The sequence below is a fragment of the Variovorax boronicumulans genome, assembly GCF_030812215.1.
Classification (GTDB): Bacteria; Pseudomonadota; Gammaproteobacteria; order Burkholderiales; family Burkholderiaceae_C; genus Variovorax; species Variovorax boronicumulans_C.
This window is the reverse complement of record NZ_JAUSSG010000009.1, coordinates 263,389-279,774: the sequence shown is the minus strand read 5'-3', so window position 1 is coordinate 279,774 and position 16,386 is coordinate 263,389. Positions and strand designations below refer to the sequence as shown.

16 protein-coding genes are annotated in these 16,386 nt (G+C 64.6%); 12 read left to right on the top strand and 4 right to left on the bottom strand.

The genetic code is table 11. The annotated features are described in order from the left end of the window. Positions 1-30 precede the first annotated feature (30 nt). The gene (locus J2W23_RS23740; RefSeq protein WP_176660575.1) at positions 31-336 is read left to right on the top strand and encodes an I78 family peptidase inhibitor; all 306 of its coding nucleotides are present in this window, start codon (positions 31-33) and stop codon (positions 334-336) included. Positions 337-358: 22 nt separating this feature from the next. Here the strand turns inward: J2W23_RS23740 and J2W23_RS23735 are convergent, their stop codons facing one another. After that, positions 359-592 (bottom strand): DUF1653 domain-containing protein, encoded by a 234-nt coding sequence (locus J2W23_RS23735; RefSeq protein ID WP_176660501.1) that lies wholly within the window; start codon positions 590-592, stop codon positions 359-361. A gap of 51 nt (positions 593-643) precedes the next feature. Between J2W23_RS23735 and J2W23_RS23730 the strand changes: the two genes are divergently transcribed. From J2W23_RS23730 to J2W23_RS23720, 3 genes are all read left to right on the top strand, one after another. Further along, positions 644-2,497 (top strand): M48 family metallopeptidase, encoded by a 1,854-nt coding sequence (locus J2W23_RS23730; RefSeq protein ID WP_307650489.1) that lies wholly within the window; start codon positions 644-646, stop codon positions 2,495-2,497. A gap of 28 nt (positions 2,498-2,525) precedes the next feature. Beyond that, positions 2,526-3,797 (top strand): RsmB/NOP family class I SAM-dependent RNA methyltransferase, encoded by a 1,272-nt coding sequence (locus tag J2W23_RS23725; RefSeq protein WP_307650488.1) that lies wholly within the window; start codon positions 2,526-2,528, stop codon positions 3,795-3,797. Positions 3,798-3,929: 132 nt separating this feature from the next. Then, entirely contained in the window at positions 3,930-5,144 is a 1,215-nt protein-coding gene (locus tag J2W23_RS23720) for a DesA family fatty acid desaturase (protein WP_042580840.1), read from the top strand. Between the two features lie 145 nt (positions 5,145-5,289). Here J2W23_RS23720 and rpmG read toward each other — a convergent pair whose 3' ends face one another. The 3 genes from rpmG to trxB all read right to left on the bottom strand — a co-directional run bounded on the left by rpmG (position 5,290) and on the right by trxB (position 6,849). Continuing rightward, positions 5,290-5,463 (bottom strand): 50S ribosomal protein L33, encoded by a 174-nt coding sequence (rpmG, locus tag J2W23_RS23715; protein ID WP_007830291.1) that lies wholly within the window; start codon positions 5,461-5,463, stop codon positions 5,290-5,292. Between the two features lie 11 nt (positions 5,464-5,474). Continuing rightward, complete coding sequence (gene rpmB / locus J2W23_RS23710) at positions 5,475-5,708, bottom strand: 50S ribosomal protein L28 (RefSeq protein ID WP_007830293.1); 234 nt, start codon at positions 5,706-5,708, stop codon at positions 5,475-5,477. A gap of 181 nt (positions 5,709-5,889) precedes the next feature. After that, complete coding sequence (gene trxB, locus J2W23_RS23705; protein WP_307650487.1) at positions 5,890-6,849, bottom strand: thioredoxin-disulfide reductase; 960 nt, start codon at positions 6,847-6,849, stop codon at positions 5,890-5,892. A 181-nt stretch (positions 6,850-7,030) separates the two neighbouring features. On the opposite strand from trxB, the gene J2W23_RS23700 reads away from it, so the two are divergent. From J2W23_RS23700 to J2W23_RS23665, 8 genes are all read left to right on the top strand, one after another. Then, positions 7,031-7,705, top strand: coding sequence for a Crp/Fnr family transcriptional regulator (locus J2W23_RS23700; protein WP_013539844.1), 675 nt, complete (start codon positions 7,031-7,033; stop codon positions 7,703-7,705). A gap of 92 nt (positions 7,706-7,797) precedes the next feature. Beyond that, complete coding sequence (locus J2W23_RS23695) at positions 7,798-10,218, top strand: DNA translocase FtsK (RefSeq protein WP_176660505.1); 2,421 nt, start codon at positions 7,798-7,800, stop codon at positions 10,216-10,218. Between the two features lie 171 nt (positions 10,219-10,389). Next, positions 10,390-11,022, top strand: coding sequence for an outer membrane lipoprotein chaperone LolA (gene lolA / locus J2W23_RS23690; RefSeq protein ID WP_176660506.1), 633 nt, complete (start codon positions 10,390-10,392; stop codon positions 11,020-11,022). Positions 11,023-11,034: 12 nt separating this feature from the next. Continuing rightward, positions 11,035-12,327 (top strand): replication-associated recombination protein A, encoded by a 1,293-nt coding sequence (locus tag J2W23_RS23685; RefSeq protein WP_307650486.1) that lies wholly within the window; start codon positions 11,035-11,037, stop codon positions 12,325-12,327. Between the two features lie 242 nt (positions 12,328-12,569). Continuing rightward, positions 12,570-13,499 carry a branched-chain amino acid ABC transporter permease gene (locus J2W23_RS23680; protein WP_176660508.1) on the top strand — a complete coding sequence of 310 codons (930 nt, stop codon included), beginning with the start codon at positions 12,570-12,572 and terminating at the stop codon, positions 13,497-13,499. Between the two features lie 10 nt (positions 13,500-13,509). Continuing rightward, positions 13,510-14,718: a branched-chain amino acid ABC transporter permease gene (locus J2W23_RS23675; RefSeq protein WP_176660509.1), complete on the top strand. Its 1,209-nt coding sequence runs from the start codon at positions 13,510-13,512 to the stop codon at positions 14,716-14,718. A gap of 17 nt (positions 14,719-14,735) precedes the next feature. Further along, complete coding sequence (locus J2W23_RS23670) at positions 14,736-15,515, top strand: ABC transporter ATP-binding protein (RefSeq protein ID WP_042578404.1); 780 nt, start codon at positions 14,736-14,738, stop codon at positions 15,513-15,515. Positions 15,516-15,531: 16 nt separating this feature from the next. Next, positions 15,532-16,296, top strand: a complete 765-nt coding sequence (locus J2W23_RS23665) for an ABC transporter ATP-binding protein (protein ID WP_307650537.1) — start codon at positions 15,532-15,534, stop codon at positions 16,294-16,296. The last annotated feature ends 90 nt before the right edge of the window (positions 16,297-16,386 follow it).

Below are 16,386 nucleotides of genomic sequence, written 5' to 3'. Positions count from 1 at the left end.
GAAGTGAGAAATAGATACCCAAACCTGCTGATGGCTGTCGCTGGAACCGCTCTCGTGGCGGGCTGTGCAGCGCCGACACCGGCGCCCGCACCTGCCCCCGCCCCGGCGCCCGCTGCGCGGACGGAGCCGGTCTACCAGTGCAATGCCGATGGCGCCAGGTTCGCCGTTGGGCAGCCTCTGACGCCGCAGCTCGAAGCCGCGGCGCGGGCCAGGTCCGGCGCGGGGATCGTCCGCGTGCTGAAGCCGGGTGAGGCCGTCACGATGGAGTTCAACGGTGGTCGGCTCAACCTCCACGTCGATGCGCGCAACCGCGTGACCGAGGTTGGCTGCGGCTGACCCGTGCCCCCTGCCAGTCCGGCTAGAGCGGCGCGAACCTGCGCTGCACCACGCCTTCGATCTCGATTGTTTCGCCGAACATTGCGGCGGGGCGGACCCAGAGGCCATGGGCCCCGTAAAGCGCGCGATACAGCGTCATGGGCTCCAGGGTCTCGCTGTGGCGCACGGTGCCCAGGACTTCGTATTCACCGCCCTTGTAGTGGCGGTAGCGGCCTGGCGGCGTTTCGATCAGGGGTGGCAGGTCGTTGTCGTTCAACGGGGACTTCTTTCTTCAAAAACGGTCGGTGCTTGATTTGACGGGAGTCGAATGGATCGCGCGGATTTTGTTCACCTGGTTCGACTGAGCGAGCATGCCAGCGCCGACAACAGCGCGCGCTACCGGCGCAGCGTCGCGGCGTTTGCTGCGCTCGGCTACCTCTGGGTGCTGAGCTGCCTCGGGCTCTCGGTGGGCATCATCGCCTGGGTGGTTTCGTCGCTCGGGCGCGAACGCTTCAGCGTGTCGCACGGCTGGCTGCTGGCCTTCTCTCTGGGGCTGCTCTGGGCCACGGTACGTGCGCTCTGGGTGCGTTTCGACGAGCCGGAAGGCAAGGAGCTCTCGCGTGAGGATGCGCCGGCGCTCTTCGAGGCGCTGGACCGCATCCGCAGCAAGATCAAGGGGCCGCCGGTCCACCGCGTCTATCTGGACGACGATTTCAATGCCAGCATCCGGCAGGTGCCGCGCTTCGGGCTCTTCGGCGGCGCGGTCAATTCCCTGAGCATCGGCCTGCCTCTTTTGATGATGCTGAACCGGCAGCGGCTTCTGTCGGTGCTGGCGCACGAGTACGGTCATTTGCGCGGCAACCACGGCAGGCTGAGCGCCTGGATCTACCGAACCCGGCTCTCGTGGCTCAAGTTGGACGCCAGCCTGCAGCGCGACGAAGGCGTGATGGCACTGGTGTCGCAGGCTTTCTTCCGTTGGTACTTCCCGCGCTTTGCCGCGAAGACTTTCGCGCTGGCCCGGCAGGACGAATACGAGGCCGACCGCATTTCGGGCCGTCTTCTCGGGACGGCGGTGGCGGCGGCCGCCCTGACCGAGATCGCGATCAAGGGCAACTGGTACGCCAACGAGTTCTGGCCCTCGCATTGGGCCCGTGCCGAATTGGAGCCGCAAGCCCCGGGACCCTTCACGGCCCTGCGCAAGCTCGCCCACGCGCCGCCGAGCGACGATTTTGCCCGCCAGGCGCTGCGCGAGGCGATGCGCCGTGTCAGCGACCTGGACGACACCCACCCGGTGCTGCGCGACCGGCTGGAAGCACTGGGGCAGAAGGCGGTTCTGCCGCCATGGTCCGAGCGGCCGGCGCTCGACTTGCTGGCCGACAGCGCGAAATGGATCGGGCATTTCGACAACCTGTGGCGCCGCGCGCACGCCAGCGACTGGAAGCAGCACCACGCACACCGCGCGCGCATCCGCGAGCGCATCGCGGTACTGGCAGCACGGGGCGAGCGCAACACGCCCGACGAAATGGTCGAGTGGGCCGATTCCGAGCGCCGGCTCGATCCGGCCGCGCCGGTGCGCGTGCGCTACGAGAGCGCGCTGCGCATTGCGCCGGAGCACCCGGGTGCGCTGCGCGGGCTGGTCCAGATGCTGCCCGTGAGCGATCGCGCCGGCCGGCTCGCGGTGCTCGAGCGGCTGCACCAGTCGGGCGCTGCCAGCCGCTGGTGGGCTGCCAAGAGTGCCGTCGCCTCGCTGGAAGACCCCGATGCCGGGCCCCACGACGAGGAAGCGCTGAAACTCTGGCGCGGCCGGCTCAAGGAGGCGGAGGAGGCCGAGGCGCGCGCCTGGGAAGAAATTACCGAAACGCCGTTCTTCAGCCAGATCGGGCGGCACGACCTGAACGACCACGAGCTGGGTGAGCTGAAGGCGGATTTCGTTCGCTGCCTTCCCGTGTCGCGCGCCTGGCTGGTCCGCAAGAACCTCCGGGAATTCCCGTGGCGCCGTGCCTACATCGTGTTCGTCGAGCTGCCGGGGCTCGACGACGACGACCGCTGGCAGTTGTGCCGCCAGTTGGAGCAGACGCTGACCCTGCCAGGCGCCGCGCTGGTGCTCTGGGCCGGACATTCGCCCACGTTGGCAGACATCGAGCAGCACGCTTTCGGGGTGGCCTGGACGCGCGAGGCGTAGCGCGGCGGGCGCCTGAGACAATCGGGGGATGCACCCCAAAGCCCTGTTGGAGGCCACCGCCGATCTGGTCGGCCTTGTCCTGAAATTCGATCACCCGGCCGATCAGGTCGTTTCCCGCTTCTTTCGCGACCACCGCGAGTTCGGCCCGCGCGAGCGCGCCACGTTGGCCGAGACCGTCTACACCGTGCTTCGCAAGAAGCTGCTGTTCGATCACCTCTCGCCTTCTGGCAGTGGCTCGAAGGAACGCCGCATGGCGATCCTCGGCTTCCACGGTCCGCGCGATTTTCTGAAGAGCGCGCTCAACGACGCTGAAAAGCGCTGGCTAGACAACTGCGACGCCGTGAAGCCGGAAGACCTGCTGGAACGCCATCGCCACAACCTGCCCGAGTGGCTGGTGGCGCCGCTCAAGGCCCAGCTTGGCGACGGGTTCTGGCCGCTGGTCGAGAGCCTGCAGCAGCCGGCGCCGCTCGATCTGCGCGTCAATGCACTGACCGACAAGCGGGCAGAGGTGAAGGCGGAGCTTGCGAAGGCTGCTATCAAATCGGAAGCGACGCCGTTCTCACCGTGGGGCTTGCGCATCGAAGGCAAGCCGGCGCTGACCAGGCTTGACGCGTTCGCCCGCGGCGCCGTCGAGGTCCAGGATGAGGGCTCCCAACTTCTCGCGCTGCTGCTGGATGCCAAGCGCGGCGAGATGGTGGTCGACTTCTGCGCCGGCGCTGGTGGCAAGACCCTGGCCATTGGTGCCACGATGCGGAATACCGGGCGTCTCTACGCCTTCGACACGTCTGCGCACCGGCTCGACGCGCTCAAGCCACGGCTGGCGCGCAGCAAGCTGTCGAACGTTCATCCGGCAGCGATTGCCCATGAACGAGATGACCGCATCAAGCGCCTGGCGGGCAAGATCGACCGGGTGCTGGTCGACGCGCCGTGCTCGGGGCTCGGCACGTTGCGGCGCAATCCCGACCTGAAATGGCGCCAATCGCCCAAATCGGTGGAGGAGTTGACTGTCAAGCAGACGGCCATCCTGCAAAGCGCGGCCCGGCTCGTGAAATCGGGTGGCCGGCTGGTTTACGCCACCTGCAGCGTGTTGCCGGAAGAAAACGAGGCCATCGCCGAGGCTTTTGGCGCCGCCAACCCCGATTTCGAGCCCGTGGACGCCGCGGAACTGCTGCAGGGGCTCAAAGTGGAGGGTTTCGAGGCGCTTTGCGCTGGGGGGGCGGACAGCAGGCGCTATCTGCGCCTGTGGCCGCATCGCCATTCGACCGACGGTTTCTTCGCGGCCGTGTGGAACCGCAAATAGGGGCGGGACTCCAAACTAGGGTTAATCAGCGATTTTCTTGAAGGGTAAACGGCCTTGTTTTGGCCCTGCCGCTTTAAAATCGCCGGTTAGCTTAAGGCTGCACCTTCGTGTGGCTATGGAGTACCTGACTCAATGTTGCTTCCTGACTCTGCCGTTCTCAATGCGGCCATCCAATGGCTCGGACACGGCTTGTGGGACATCACATGGTGGCAAGTCGTGTTGTACACGCTCGTCACCACGCACATCACGATTGCTGCGGTCACGATTTTCCTGCACCGTACGCAAACGCACCGGGCCATGGATCTGGGCCCGATTCCCTCGCATTTCTTCCGCTTCTGGCTGTGGCTCGGCACCGGCATGGTGACCAAGGAATGGGTTGCCATTCACCGCAAGCACCACGCCAAGTGCGAAACGCAGGAAGACCCGCACAGCCCGCAGGTCAAGGGCATCGACGAAGTGTTCTGGCGCGGTGCAGAGCTGTATCGCAAGGAATCGAAGAACAAGGACACGATCGATCGCTACGGCCACGGCACGCCCGATGACTGGATCGAACGCAACCTTTATTCGCGCTACAGCTGGCAAGGCGTGGGCCTGATGCTGGTGATCAACCTGGCGCTGTTCGGTACGCTCGGAATGGCCGTGTGGGCGGTCCAGATGCTCTGGATCCCGATTACCGCCGCCGGCATCATCAACGGCATCGGCCACTACTGGGGTTACCGCAACTTCGAGGCGCCGGACGCCAGCCGAAACATCATGCCTTGGGGCTTGATCATCGGCGGCGAAGAACTGCACAACAACCACCATACCTACCCGACATCGGCCAAGTTCTCGGTCAAAAAGTACGAATTCGATATCGGCTGGATCTACATCCAGGCGATGCAGGCCATCGGCTGGGCCAAGGTCAAGAAGGTGCCGCCGAAGATGCAAATGGGCGACATCCAGCCCGTGGCCAACGAGAAGACGCTCGAGGCCGTCATCGCCAACCGCTACGAAGTCATGGCCGGCTATGCCCGCGAGATGCGTCGTGCGACCAGCGAAGAACTCGCCCTGCTGAAGACCAAGGGCGCGGACTTGTCGGTGCTCAAGGCGGCCAAGCGCTGGCTGCACCGTGACGACGACAAGGTGCCCGCGTCGGCTCGCACGCATATCGTCCAGGCGCGTGCAGCCCATCCGGTGCTCGACAAGATGGTGACGATGCGCGAAGAGTTGCGCCAGCTCTGGCTGAACACCTCGCAGTCGCGCGAGCAATTGGCGGCTGATCTGGCGGCTTGGTGCCACCGTGCGGAAGCAAGTGGCATTGCTGGTCTGCGCGAGTTCTCTACGCGCCTGCGTGCTGCTCGCGCTTGAACGAGCAGCATCCCGAGTCCCAATAAAAACCGGCCTGAGGGCCGGTTTTTTTACGCCTGCCTTCAAGCGAGCGTCAGAACGACAGGCAACAAAAAACCCGCTGGGTAAGCAGCGGGTTTTTATGTTGGGGAGAATCGGGGCTGAATTACTTCAGCTTGATTTCCTTGTATTCGACGTGCTTGCGCGCCTTCGGGTCGAACTTCATGATCGACATCTTTTCAGGCATCGTCTTCTTGTTCTTGCTGGTCGTGTAGAAGTGGCCGGTACCCGCGGTGGATTCCAGCTTGATCTTTTCGCGTCCGCCTTTGCTCGTTGCCATGATTCAGCTCCTTAAGCTTGGCCGCGTGCGCGCAGGTCTGCGAGCACGGCGTCGATACCGTTCTTGTCGATCAGGCGCAGTGCAGCGCTCGAAACGCGCAGGCGAACCCAGCGGTTTTCAGTCTCGACCCAGAAACGGCGATATTGCAGGTTCGGCAGGAACCGGCGCTTGGTTTTGTTGTTGGCGTGGGAAACGTTGTTTCCGACCATCGGGCCTTTGCCCGTTACGTCGCATACGCGTGCCATGTGGACACTCTTTCTTGAACAGCTGGCACCGGCGCAATCGTGGCGATTGCAGGTGTTTTGCAGCTTGACCTCGCCAGAAACGGGTGGCGGTACCCCGGATTTGCCTGAACGCAACAAGCCCCGCGAGAGGGCCCTGTTTCGGCAAAGCCTCGGATTATAGCCCTTTTGGGTCACCCCAGATCTAGAGCGTGCCGTCCTGCTCCAGGAAGCGCTGGGCGTCCAAGGCGGCCATGCAGCCCGTGCCTGCGCTCGTGATGGCCTGGCGGTACACGTTGTCCTGCACGTCGCCGGCGGCGAAGACGCCCGGAATGCTGGTCATCGTCGCGAAGCCCTGCAGGCCCGAGCGGGTCAGGATGTAGTTGTCCTTCATCTCCAGTTGGCCCTGGAAGATGTCGGTGTTCGGGTGGTGCCCGATGGCGATGAAGCAGCCCTTGAGATCGATCTGTTCGGTCTCGCCGGTCTGTGTGTTCTTGATCCGGATGCCGGTCACGCCCGTGCCATCGCCCAGCACTTCGTCGAGTTCGTTGTGCAGCTTCAGGACGATCTTGCCTTCGGCGACCTTCTCCTTGACCTTGTCGATCAGGATCGGCTCCGCGCGGAACTTGTCGCGGCGATGCACCAACGTGACCTTGTTCGCGATGTTGGAGAGGTACAGCGCTTCCTCGACAGCCGTGTTGCCGCCGCCAATCACGCAGACTTCCTGCTCGCGATAGAAGAAGCCATCGCAGGTTGCGCAAGCGGAGACGCCGCGGCCCATGAACTTCTCTTCGGAATCGAGGCCCAGGTACTTGGCGGATGCGCCTGTTGCGATGATCAGTGAATCGCAGGTGTAGGTGCCGCTGTCGCCGGTGAGGGTGAACGGGCGCTTGCTCAGGTCGACCTTGTTGATGTGATCGAAAACGATCTGCGTCTTGAAGCGTTCGGCATGCTCGAGAAAGCGCTGCATCAACTCCGGCCCCTGCACGCCATGCACGTCGGCCGGCCAGTTGTCGACCTCGGTGGTGGTCATCAGTTGCCCGCCCTGGGCAATGCCCGTGATGAGCAGGGGCTGAAGATTTGCACGGGCGGCATAGACGGCTGCGGTATAGCCGGCGGGGCCGGAGCCGAGAATCAAAACCTTGGCGTGTTGGGGAGCGGACATGAATAGAAAGCCTAGGATATACGCTGCATCAGCGTGTACATTTTCAGGGTGGTAGCGATATATATGGAGTATCACCGCCCGGTTCAACACCGGGTGCACGGTGTTTTCAATGCGCGCGATTGTAGTAATCCATTGGCTTGCCTTCTGGACCAACTCCGCGCGCTGTCTCAGGGATTGATAAATGTCGATGCTGTCCAACCTTGAATTGCTTCGGCGCGTTCCTTTGTTCGCGTCGTTGACGGCCACGCAGTCCGCAAGCATCGCGGATGCGATCATCAAGAAGCGCTTCAAGCGTGCCGAAGTCGTCGTGGAGCAGGGCAAGAAGTCCGATGCGCTCTACATCATCCTCACCGGGCGAGCCCGCGTGACCAGTGCCGACAGCCGGGGCCGCGAGGTCATCCTGGCCACGCTGCACCCGGGCGACTACCTCGGCGAAATGAGCCTGATCGACGACGAACCGCACTCGGCCACGGTGCGCACCGAGATCCAGTGCGACGTCCTCATGCTCGGCCGCGATGCGTTTGCGCGCTGCCTGCCCGAAAACTCCTCGATGGCCTACAACATCATGCGCGGCCTGGTCCAGCGCCTGCGCCATGCCGACCGAAAGATCGAGTCGTTGGCCCTGATGGATGTGTACGGCCGCGTGGCTCGGTCGCTGCTCGAATTCGCCGTCGACGATGGCGCCGGTAATCTCAAGGTGCGCGACAAGATTTCTCGTCAGGACTTGGCAAAGATGGTCGGCGCCTCGCGCGAAATGGTGAGCCGCGTGATGAAGGATCTGGAAGAGCGCGGTTTCGTTCAGACCCTGGACGACGGCGCGATGATCGTCAAGGAACGGCTGCTGACGCTCACATGAGCCTTCGGGCCGGGCCTTCTGGTGGCGCCGGCCTTTTGTTGTAGTGTTCGGGCGTCCGGCCTCCGATTTCCAGGGCCGGGTGCCGTGTTTTCATGACCTATTCGCTCAATACGCTTCAATCTTCTTCCGCCGCCGATGGGCAACCCGTGCGCATGCGCGCCATGCGCTTCGCCCACGAGATCACGCTGATCGCCGGATTCGCAGCACTGTTGTTCTGGCTGCTCGCGATGCTGAGCTTCACGCCCTCCGACGCCGCCTGGTCGACCTCGGGCACCGGTGGCGAAATCAAGAACTGGGGCGGCCGCATCGGCGCCTGGCTGGCCGATGGCAGCTACTACGCGGCTGGCTACTCCGTCTGGTGGTGCCTCGCAGCCGGCCTGCGGGCCTGGTTGTCTTCGCTGGCCAACTGGCTGCGCGGCGGTGAGGCCGCACCCGCCGAGCAGCCGCCTCGCGGCCGCTTCAACCGCAGCCGCCTCGCGTTCTGGTTCGGCCTCATCCTGCTGCTGTGCGCGAGCACCATGCTCGAATGGTCGCGCCTGTACCGGCTCGAATCCCACCTGCCGGGTTCGGGCGGCGGTGCGCTCGGCTATCTCGTGGGGCCGGCCAGCGTGCGATGGATGGGCTTCACCGGCTCGGCGCTGGTCGCCATCGCCGGCGGGGTGATCGGCTCGGCGCTGGTCTTCCGTTTCTCGTGGAGCCTGATTGCCGAGCGCATCGGTGCTCGCGCCTATTCACTCTTCGAGTCGCGCCGCGAGAAGCGCGAAATGGCTGCCGACATCGCCATGGGCAAGCAGGCCGCCCGTGAGCGCGCCGAAGCGGACGAGCCGGCATTCACGCGCGGCGATTCGGGCAGCAAGGGCGGCGAGCCCGCCATGACCACCGATTTCCCCGACGACGAAGAGCTCCGCATCGAACCGCGTCCCAAGCGCCGTCCGCCGTCGCCGCCGGTCCAGATCGAGCCCGCGATGACCGAAGTGCCGCGAAGCGACCGCGTCGTCAAGGAGCGCCAGAAGCCGCTCTTCAAGGAGCTCCCCGACAGCAAGCTGCCGCAGGTCGACCTGCTCGACGCGGCGCTCGTGCGCCAGGAAACAGTCTCAGCCGACACGCTCGAGATGACCTCGCGCATGATCGAGAAGAAGCTCAAGGACTTCGGCGTCGAGGTGCGCGTGGTGCTCGCCTCGCCGGGCCCGGTGATCACGCGCTACGAAATCGAGCCCGCCACTGGCGTCAAGGGCTCGCAGATCCTGGGTCTCGCCAAGGACCTTGCGCGTTCGCTCTCGCTGGTGTCGATCCGCGTGGTCGAGACCATTCCGGGCAAGAACTACATGGCGCTCGAGCTGCCGAACGCCAAGCGCCAGTCGATCAAGCTCAGTGAAATCCTGGGCTCGCAGATCTACAACGAAGGCAAGTCGATGCTCACCATGGGCCTCGGCAAGGACATCATCGGCAACCCGGTGGTGGCTGACCTCGCGAAGATGCCGCACGTGCTGGTGGCCGGTACCACCGGCTCGGGCAAGTCGGTGGGTATCAACGCGATGATCCTGTCGCTGCTCTACAAGGCCGAGGCGCGCGACGTGCGGCTCTTGATGATCGACCCGAAGATGCTCGAAATGTCGGTCTACGAAGGCATTCCGCATTTGCTGGCGCCCGTGGTCACCGACATGCGCCAGGCCGCGCACGGCCTGAACTGGTGCGTGGCCGAGATGGAGCGCCGCTACAAGCTCATGAGCAAGCTCGGCGTGCGCAACCTGGCCGGCTACAACACCAAGATCGACGAAGCCAAGGCGCGCGAGGAGTTCATCTACAACCCCTTCAGTCTCACGCCGGACGATCCGGAGCCGCTCAAGCGCGAGCCGCACATCGTGGTGGTCATCGACGAGCTGGCCGACCTGATGATGGTGGTGGGCAAGAAGATCGAAGAGCTCATCGCCCGCCTCGCGCAGAAGGCGCGCGCCGCCGGCATCCACCTCATCCTGGCCACGCAGCGGCCCAGCGTGGACGTGATCACCGGCCTCATCAAGGCCAACATTCCGACTCGCATCGCGTTCCAGGTGTCCAGCAAGATCGACAGCCGCACCATCCTCGACCAGATGGGCGCCGAGGCGTTGCTCGGCATGGGCGACATGCTCTACATGCCCAGCGGCACCGGTCTGCCGATCCGCGTGCACGGCGCCTTCGTGAGCGACGAGGAAGTGCACCGCGTGGTGGCCTACCTCAAGAGCCAGGGCGAGCCCGACTACATCGAGGGCGTGCTCGAAGGCGGCACGGTCGATGGCGATGGTGACGGCGACCTGCTCGGCGGCGGTGATGCCGAAAAAGACCCGATGTACGACCAGGCGGTCGAGGTCGTGCTCAAGAACCGCAAGGCCAGCATTTCGCTGGTGCAGCGGCATCTGAAGATCGGCTACAACCGCGCCGCGCGCCTCGTCGAAGACATGGAAAAGGCCGGCCTGGTCAGTGCCATGAGCGGCAGCGGCCAGCGCGAAATCCTGGTGCCAGCGCGCGCCGAATAATTGATTGGCGCGGCAACGGCCCGCAATTCCGGTTACGTGCTGAAAGGCAATTTGCAGAAGCGCTCGCCGGCATTGCAAATCTTTATGAAGACCTACACCTGCCGCAATTCGCGGCGGTTAGGGTCGATGCCCAGTGCAATAGCTTTTCCGAGCTTTTTCGAGGAATCCAAATTGAAAATCCGCCATTGGCTACTGATCGGCCTTCTCTGTTCCGCCAACGCCTGGGCCGGGGGGCTTGAAAGCCTCGAGACCTTCGTGAAGACGGTCAAATCGGGCCGCGCCGAATTCACCCAGACCGTGACCGCGCCCTCGCGCGAAGGCCAGCCCGGTCGCGTGAAGACGTCGACCGGCACCTTCGAATTCCAGCGTCCCGGCAAATTCAAGTTCGATTACCGCAAACCCTTTGCCCAGAGCATCGTGGCCGACGGCAAGACGCTGTGGCTCTATGACGCCGACCTCAACCAGGTCACGCAGCGTGCGCAGGCGCAGGCGCTGGGCTCCACGCCTGCCGCGCTGATTGCCGCCGCGCCCGACCTGCGTGCGCTGCAAGCTGACTTCGCGCTCGAAGCCGCGCCGGAGCGCGACGGCCTCGAATGGGTCAAGGCCACGCCCAAGAACAAGGACGGCCAGCTGCAAAGCGTGCTGGTCGGCTTCCAGGGCGATGCATTGGCGGCGCTCGAAATCCTGGACAGCTTCGGCCAGCGCTCGGTGCTCAAGTTCAGCAAGGTCGAAGTGAATCCTTCGCTTGCCGCCAGCGTGTTCGACTTCAAGGCGCCCGCAGGCGCCGACGTCGTCAAGCAGTAATCGCCACCAGGTTTGGCCACCAGTTCCCACCAACCCCTTGCCGAGCGTCTTCGCCCGAAGACGCTCGGCGAAGTGATCGGCCAGCAGCACCTGCTGGGCCCGGGCATGCCGCTGCGCATCGCTTTCGAATCGGGCCAGCCGCATTCCTGCATCCTGTGGGGCCCGCCGGGTACCGGCAAGACCACCATCGCGCGCCTGATGGCCGATGCCTTCGATGCGCAGTTCCTGAGCATCAGCGCGGTGCTGGGCGGTGTGAAGGACATCCGCGAGGCCGTCGAGCGCGCCACCGCCGCGCGCGACGGCCTGGAGCAGCAACGCACCATCGTCTTCGTGGACGAAGTGCACCGCTTCAACAAGAGCCAGCAGGACGCGTTCCTGCCGCACGTGGAGTCGGGGCTCTTCACCTTCATCGGCGCGACCACCGAGAACCCGTCGTTCGAGGTCAATTCGGCCTTGCTGTCGCGGGCCGCGGTGTACGTGCTGCAGCCGCTCACCGAGGGCGACCTCAAGCAGATCGTCGCCAAGGCGCAGTCGATCCAGGCGGTCCCGGCCATCGACGAAGCGGCCATCGACCGTCTTGTCGCTTATGCCGATGGCGATGCGCGGCGCCTGCTCAACACGCTCGAAACGCTGGCCGTCGCCGCGCGCGCCGAAAAGCTCGACAACATCACCGACGAATGGCTGCTGCGCGTGCTCGGCGAGCGCATGCGGCGCTACGACAAGGGCGGCGAGCAGTTCTACGACACCATCAGCGCGCTGCACAAGTCGGTGCGCGGCAGCGATCCTGATGCCGCGCTCTACTGGTTCGTGCGCATGCTCGACGGTGGTGCCGATCCGCGCTACATGGCGCGCCGTCTCGTGCGCATGGCCAGCGAAGACATCGGCCTGGCCGACCCCCGCGCGCTGCGCCTGGCCCTCGATGCGGCGGAGGTCTACGAGCGCCTGGGCACGCCCGAGGGCGAACTCGCGCTCGCCGAATGCGTGGTGTACCTGGCGATCGCGCCCAAGTCGAACGCGGTCTACAAGGCCTACAACGCGGTGCGCGCCCTCATCAAGAAGGACAGCACGCGCCCGGTGCCCATGCACCTGCGCAATGCGCCCACCAAGCTCATGAAGGAGCTCGACTACGGCAAGGGCTACCGCTACGCGCACGACGAGGAGGGCGGTTTCGCCGCCGGTGAAAACTACCTTCCCGAGGGGCTGGAGGGCCAGGTCTTCTATGAGCCCGTGGAGCGCGGTTTGGAGATCCGCATCGGCGAAAAGCTGCGCGAACTGCGCCGCCTGAATACCGAAAAAGACGGCTGACGCCCTCTGGCAGCCGCTCTGCCACGCCGTGCATGAACTTACGCGCATACAGCATGGCGTGAGCGGGTAAACCCCGGTCGCCGCGCACCAAATCAGCGCTGGTGCTTGCTTACAATCCCGCCCACAAATCCGCCTGCGACACATGCTGGCTGGTTTTTTGCTTGTCCAGCCAAGGGCGCCGAACCGGTGCCACGGTGGGTGAATGGCACCCCGCAACGGTGCAACACATAGGGAATCGCGTTATGGAAATATTGCTGCAGCAGATCATCAACGGTCTGGTTCTCGGCAGCATGTATGCCTTGATAGCCTTGGGCTACACCATGGTGTACGGCATCATCAACCTCATCAATTTCGCGCACGGAGAAGTGCTGATGGTGGGGGCTCTCACAAGTTGGACCATCATCGGACTCATGAAGGACGGCATGCCCAATACACCGGGCTGGCTCGTTCTTCTCATTGCATTGATCATTGCCTGCATCGTCGCGGCCACGCTCAATTTCGTGATCGAGAAGGTGGCCTACCGGCCGCTTCGCAACAGCCCCAAGCTCGCGCCGCTCATCACGGCCATCGGCATGTCGATCCTGCTGCAGACGCTGGCCATGATCATCTGGAAGCCGACCAACAAGGCGTATCCCAACCTGCTGCCGACCGACCCCATCCACCTGGGCGGTGCGGTCATCTCGCCCACGCAGGTCATGATCCTCAGCGTCACCGCGTTCTCGCTCGTGATCCTGATGTGGCTGGTCAATTACACGAAGCTCGGCCGTGCGATGCGCGCCACCGCGGAGAACCCACGCGTCGCCGCGCTCATGGGCATCCGACCCGACATGGTCATCTCGGCCACCTTCATCATCGGCGCCGTGCTCGCGGCCATCGCCGGTGTGATGTACGCATCGAACTACGGTATCGCACAGCACGCGATGGGTTTCCTGCCCGGCCTGAAGGCCTTCACCGCCGCGGTGTTCGGCGGCATCGGCAACCTGGCCGGCGCGGTGGTCGGCGGCATCCTGCTGGGCCTTATCGAAGCCATCGGCTCCGGCTACATCGGCACCCTCACGGGTGGCGTGCTGGGCAGCAACTACAGCGACATCTTCGCGTTCATCGTGCTGATCGTCATGCTCACCCTGCGACCGTCGGGCCTGCTCGGCGAACGCGTGGCGGACCGTGCGTAAGGAGCGAGCCATGAAGAACAGCAAAAACCTCGCTCTCTATGTCATCGGCGCCATCGCGGTGCTCGCCCTGCCCCTGCTGCTGCAGATGCAGGGCAACGCCTGGGTGCGCATCGCCGACATCGCCTTGCTCTACGTGCTGCTGGCCCTCGGCCTCAACATCGTGGTCGGCTACGCCGGCCTGCTGGACCTGGGCTACGTGGCCTTCTTCGCGGTGGGCGCGTACCTCTTCGCGCTCATGGGCTCCTCGCACCTGACCGAGACCTTCCCGTGGTTCGCGCAGATGTTCCCGAACGGGCTGCACACCTCGCTGCTCATCGTGATTCCGCTTGCGCTCGTGGTGGCCGGCGTGCTCGGCGTGCTGCTCGGCGCGCCCACGCTCAAGCTGCGCGGCGACTACCTGGCGATCGTCACGCTCGGCTTCGGTGAAATCATCCGCGTGTTCCTGAACAACCTGGACCAGCCGGTGAACATCACCAACGGTCCCAAGGGCATCACGGCGATCGATTCGATCAAGTTCTGGGGCCTGGACCTCGGCAAGGCCTGGAAGTTCGACGGCTTCACGATCTCCTCGGTGTCGCTGTACTACTACCTGTTCCTGGCATTGGTGATCGCCACCATCATCATTTCGCACCGCCTGCAGGTCTCGCGCATCGGCCGCGCCTGGATGGCCATTCGCGAAGACGAAATCGCCGCCAAGGCCATGGGCATCAACACCCGCAACATGAAGCTCTTGGCCTTCGGCATGGGCGCGAGCTTCGGCGGCGTTTCGGGCGCGATGTTCGCGGCCTTCCAGGGCTTCGTGTCGCCCGAGTCCTTCAGCCTGATGGAGTCTGTGATGATCGTGGCCATGGTCGTGCTCGGCGGCATCGGGCACCTGCCCGGCGTCATCCTCGGCGCGGTGCTGCTGGCTGCATTGCCCGAAGTGCTGCGCTACGTGGCCGGCCCGCTGCAATCGCTGACCGATGGGCGCCTCGATGCGTCCATCCTGCGCCAGCTTTTCATTGCGCTCGCCATGATCGTCATCATGCTGGTGCGTCCGCGCGGCCTCTGGCCGTCGCCCGAGCACGGCAAGACGTTGGCCCGCAAGGGCGGCGTGCCGGTCGACCCGGCCCATGCGGCGGTCGCCCCAGGCTCGTTGCAGACCCATGCACCCGGCATCGATAGCCCTGCCGACGAATTGCCCGGCGGTGCCGAGCGTCCCATGTCGATCAATCCGTGAGCCGAGGAGCAACTGACATGACGACAACCACAGACACCATCCTCGACGTTCGCGGCATCTCCAAGCGCTTTGGCGGCCTGCAGGCGCTTTCCGACGTCGGCATCACGATCAAGCGTGGCCAGGTCTATGGCCTGATCGGCCCGAACGGCGCCGGCAAGACGACCTTCTTCAACGTGATCACCGGGCTCTACACGCCCGACAGCGGCACCTTCGAGCTGGCCGGCAAGCCCTACCAGCCGACGGCCGTGCACGAAGTGGCCAAGGCCGGCATTGCGCGCACTTTCCAGAACATCCGCCTCTTCGCCGAAATGACGGCGCTGGAGAACGTGATGGTCGGGCGCCACATCCGCACCCATTCGGGCGTGTTCGGCGCGATGCTGCGCACCGGCAGCTTCAAGGCCGAGGAAAAAGCCATCGCCGATCGCGCGCACGAGTTGCTCGACTATGTGGGCATCGGCAAGTTCGCCGACTACAAGGCGCGCACGCTGAGCTACGGCGACCAGCGCCGCCTCGAGATCGCTCGCGCCCTGGCCACCGACCCGCAGCTCATCGCGCTCGACGAGCCGGCCGCCGGCATGAACTCGACCGAGAAGGTGCTGCTGCGCGAGCTGATCGACCGCATCCGCAAGGACGACCGCACCATCCTGATCATCGAACACGACGTCAAGCTCATCATGGGCCTGTGCGATCGCGTGACCGTGCTCGACTACGGCAAGCAGATCGCCGAGGGCACCCCCTACGACGTGCAGAAGAACGAAAAAGTGATCGAGGCCTACCTCGGAACGGGAGGCCACTGAAATGACCGAAGCAACGATGACGAGTGAAGAAGCAACCCGTGCCACCGCGGTCCAGGCCAAGGCGGCCGGCAAGACGCTGCTCAAGGTCAGCGGCCTGAAGGTCGGCTACGGCGGCATCCAGGCCGTCAAGGGCGTGGACTTCGAGGTGCGCGAGGGCGAACTGGTCTCGCTGATCGGCTCCAACGGCGCCGGCAAGACCACCACCATGAAGGCCATCACCGGCACGCTGCCTTCGGGCGCGGGCAACATCGAATTCCTCGGCCGCAGCATCAAGGGCCGCGGCGCCTGGGACCTCGTGGGCGAGGGCCTCGTGATGGTGCCCGAAGGCCGCGGCGTCTTCACGCGCATGACGATCACCGAGAACCTGCAGATCGGCGCCTACATCCGCAGCGACAAGGCCGGCATCGCAAGCGACATGGAACGCGTGTTCGTCACCTTCCCGCGCCTTCGCGAGCGCAAGGACCAACTGGCCGGAACCATGTCGGGCGGCGAGCAGCAGATGCTCGCCATGGGCCGCGCGCTGATGGCGCGCCCCAAGGTGCTGCTGCTCGACGAACCCACCATGGGCCTGTCGCCGATCATGTGCGACAAGATCTTCGAGGTGGTGCAGACCGTGGCCGCGCAGGGCGTCACGATCCTTCTGGTGGAGCAGAACGCCAACCGCGCGCTGCAACTGGCAGATCGCGGCTATGTGATGGAGTCGGGCCTCATCACGATGGACGGCGACGCCAAGGAACTGCTGCGCGACCCGCGCGTGCGGGCTGCGTACCTGGGCGAATAAACGGTGGCGGCCCTCGGCGGCCGCCTTCATGCCGGGTTGCGCGCGAGCAGGCAAATCCGTTCACCCTGAGCTTGTCGAAGCGCTGCGCAA

Bases quoted from the DNA above. Each gene is read 5' to 3' on its own strand.
- J2W23_RS23740 (WP_176660575.1), top strand. From the start codon at position 31: ATGGCTGTCGCTGGAACCGCTCTCGTGGCGGGCTGTGCAGCGCCGACA.
- J2W23_RS23730 (WP_307650489.1), top strand. From the start codon at position 644: ATGGATCGCGCGGATTTTGTTCACCTGGTTCGACTGAGCGAGCATGCC.
- J2W23_RS23725 (WP_307650488.1), top strand. From the start codon at position 2,526: ATGCACCCCAAAGCCCTGTTGGAGGCCACCGCCGATCTGGTCGGCCTT.
- J2W23_RS23720 (WP_042580840.1), top strand. From the start codon at position 3,930: ATGTTGCTTCCTGACTCTGCCGTTCTCAATGCGGCCATCCAATGGCTC.
- rpmG (WP_007830291.1), bottom strand. From the start codon at position 5,463: ATGGCAACGAGCAAAGGCGGACGCGAAAAGATCAAGCTGGAATCCACC.
- rpmB (WP_007830293.1), bottom strand. From the start codon at position 5,708: ATGGCACGCGTATGCGACGTAACGGGCAAAGGCCCGATGGTCGGAAAC.
- trxB (WP_307650487.1), bottom strand. From the start codon at position 6,849: ATGTCCGCTCCCCAACACGCCAAGGTTTTGATTCTCGGCTCCGGCCCC.
- J2W23_RS23700 (WP_013539844.1), top strand. From the start codon at position 7,031: ATGTCGATGCTGTCCAACCTTGAATTGCTTCGGCGCGTTCCTTTGTTC.
- J2W23_RS23695 (WP_176660505.1), top strand. From the start codon at position 7,798: ATGACCTATTCGCTCAATACGCTTCAATCTTCTTCCGCCGCCGATGGG.
- J2W23_RS23680 (WP_176660508.1), top strand. From the start codon at position 12,570: ATGGAAATATTGCTGCAGCAGATCATCAACGGTCTGGTTCTCGGCAGC.
- J2W23_RS23675 (WP_176660509.1), top strand. From the start codon at position 13,510: ATGAAGAACAGCAAAAACCTCGCTCTCTATGTCATCGGCGCCATCGCG.
- J2W23_RS23670 (WP_042578404.1), top strand. From the start codon at position 14,736: ATGACGACAACCACAGACACCATCCTCGACGTTCGCGGCATCTCCAAG.
- J2W23_RS23665 (WP_307650537.1), top strand. From the start codon at position 15,532: ATGACGAGTGAAGAAGCAACCCGTGCCACCGCGGTCCAGGCCAAGGCG.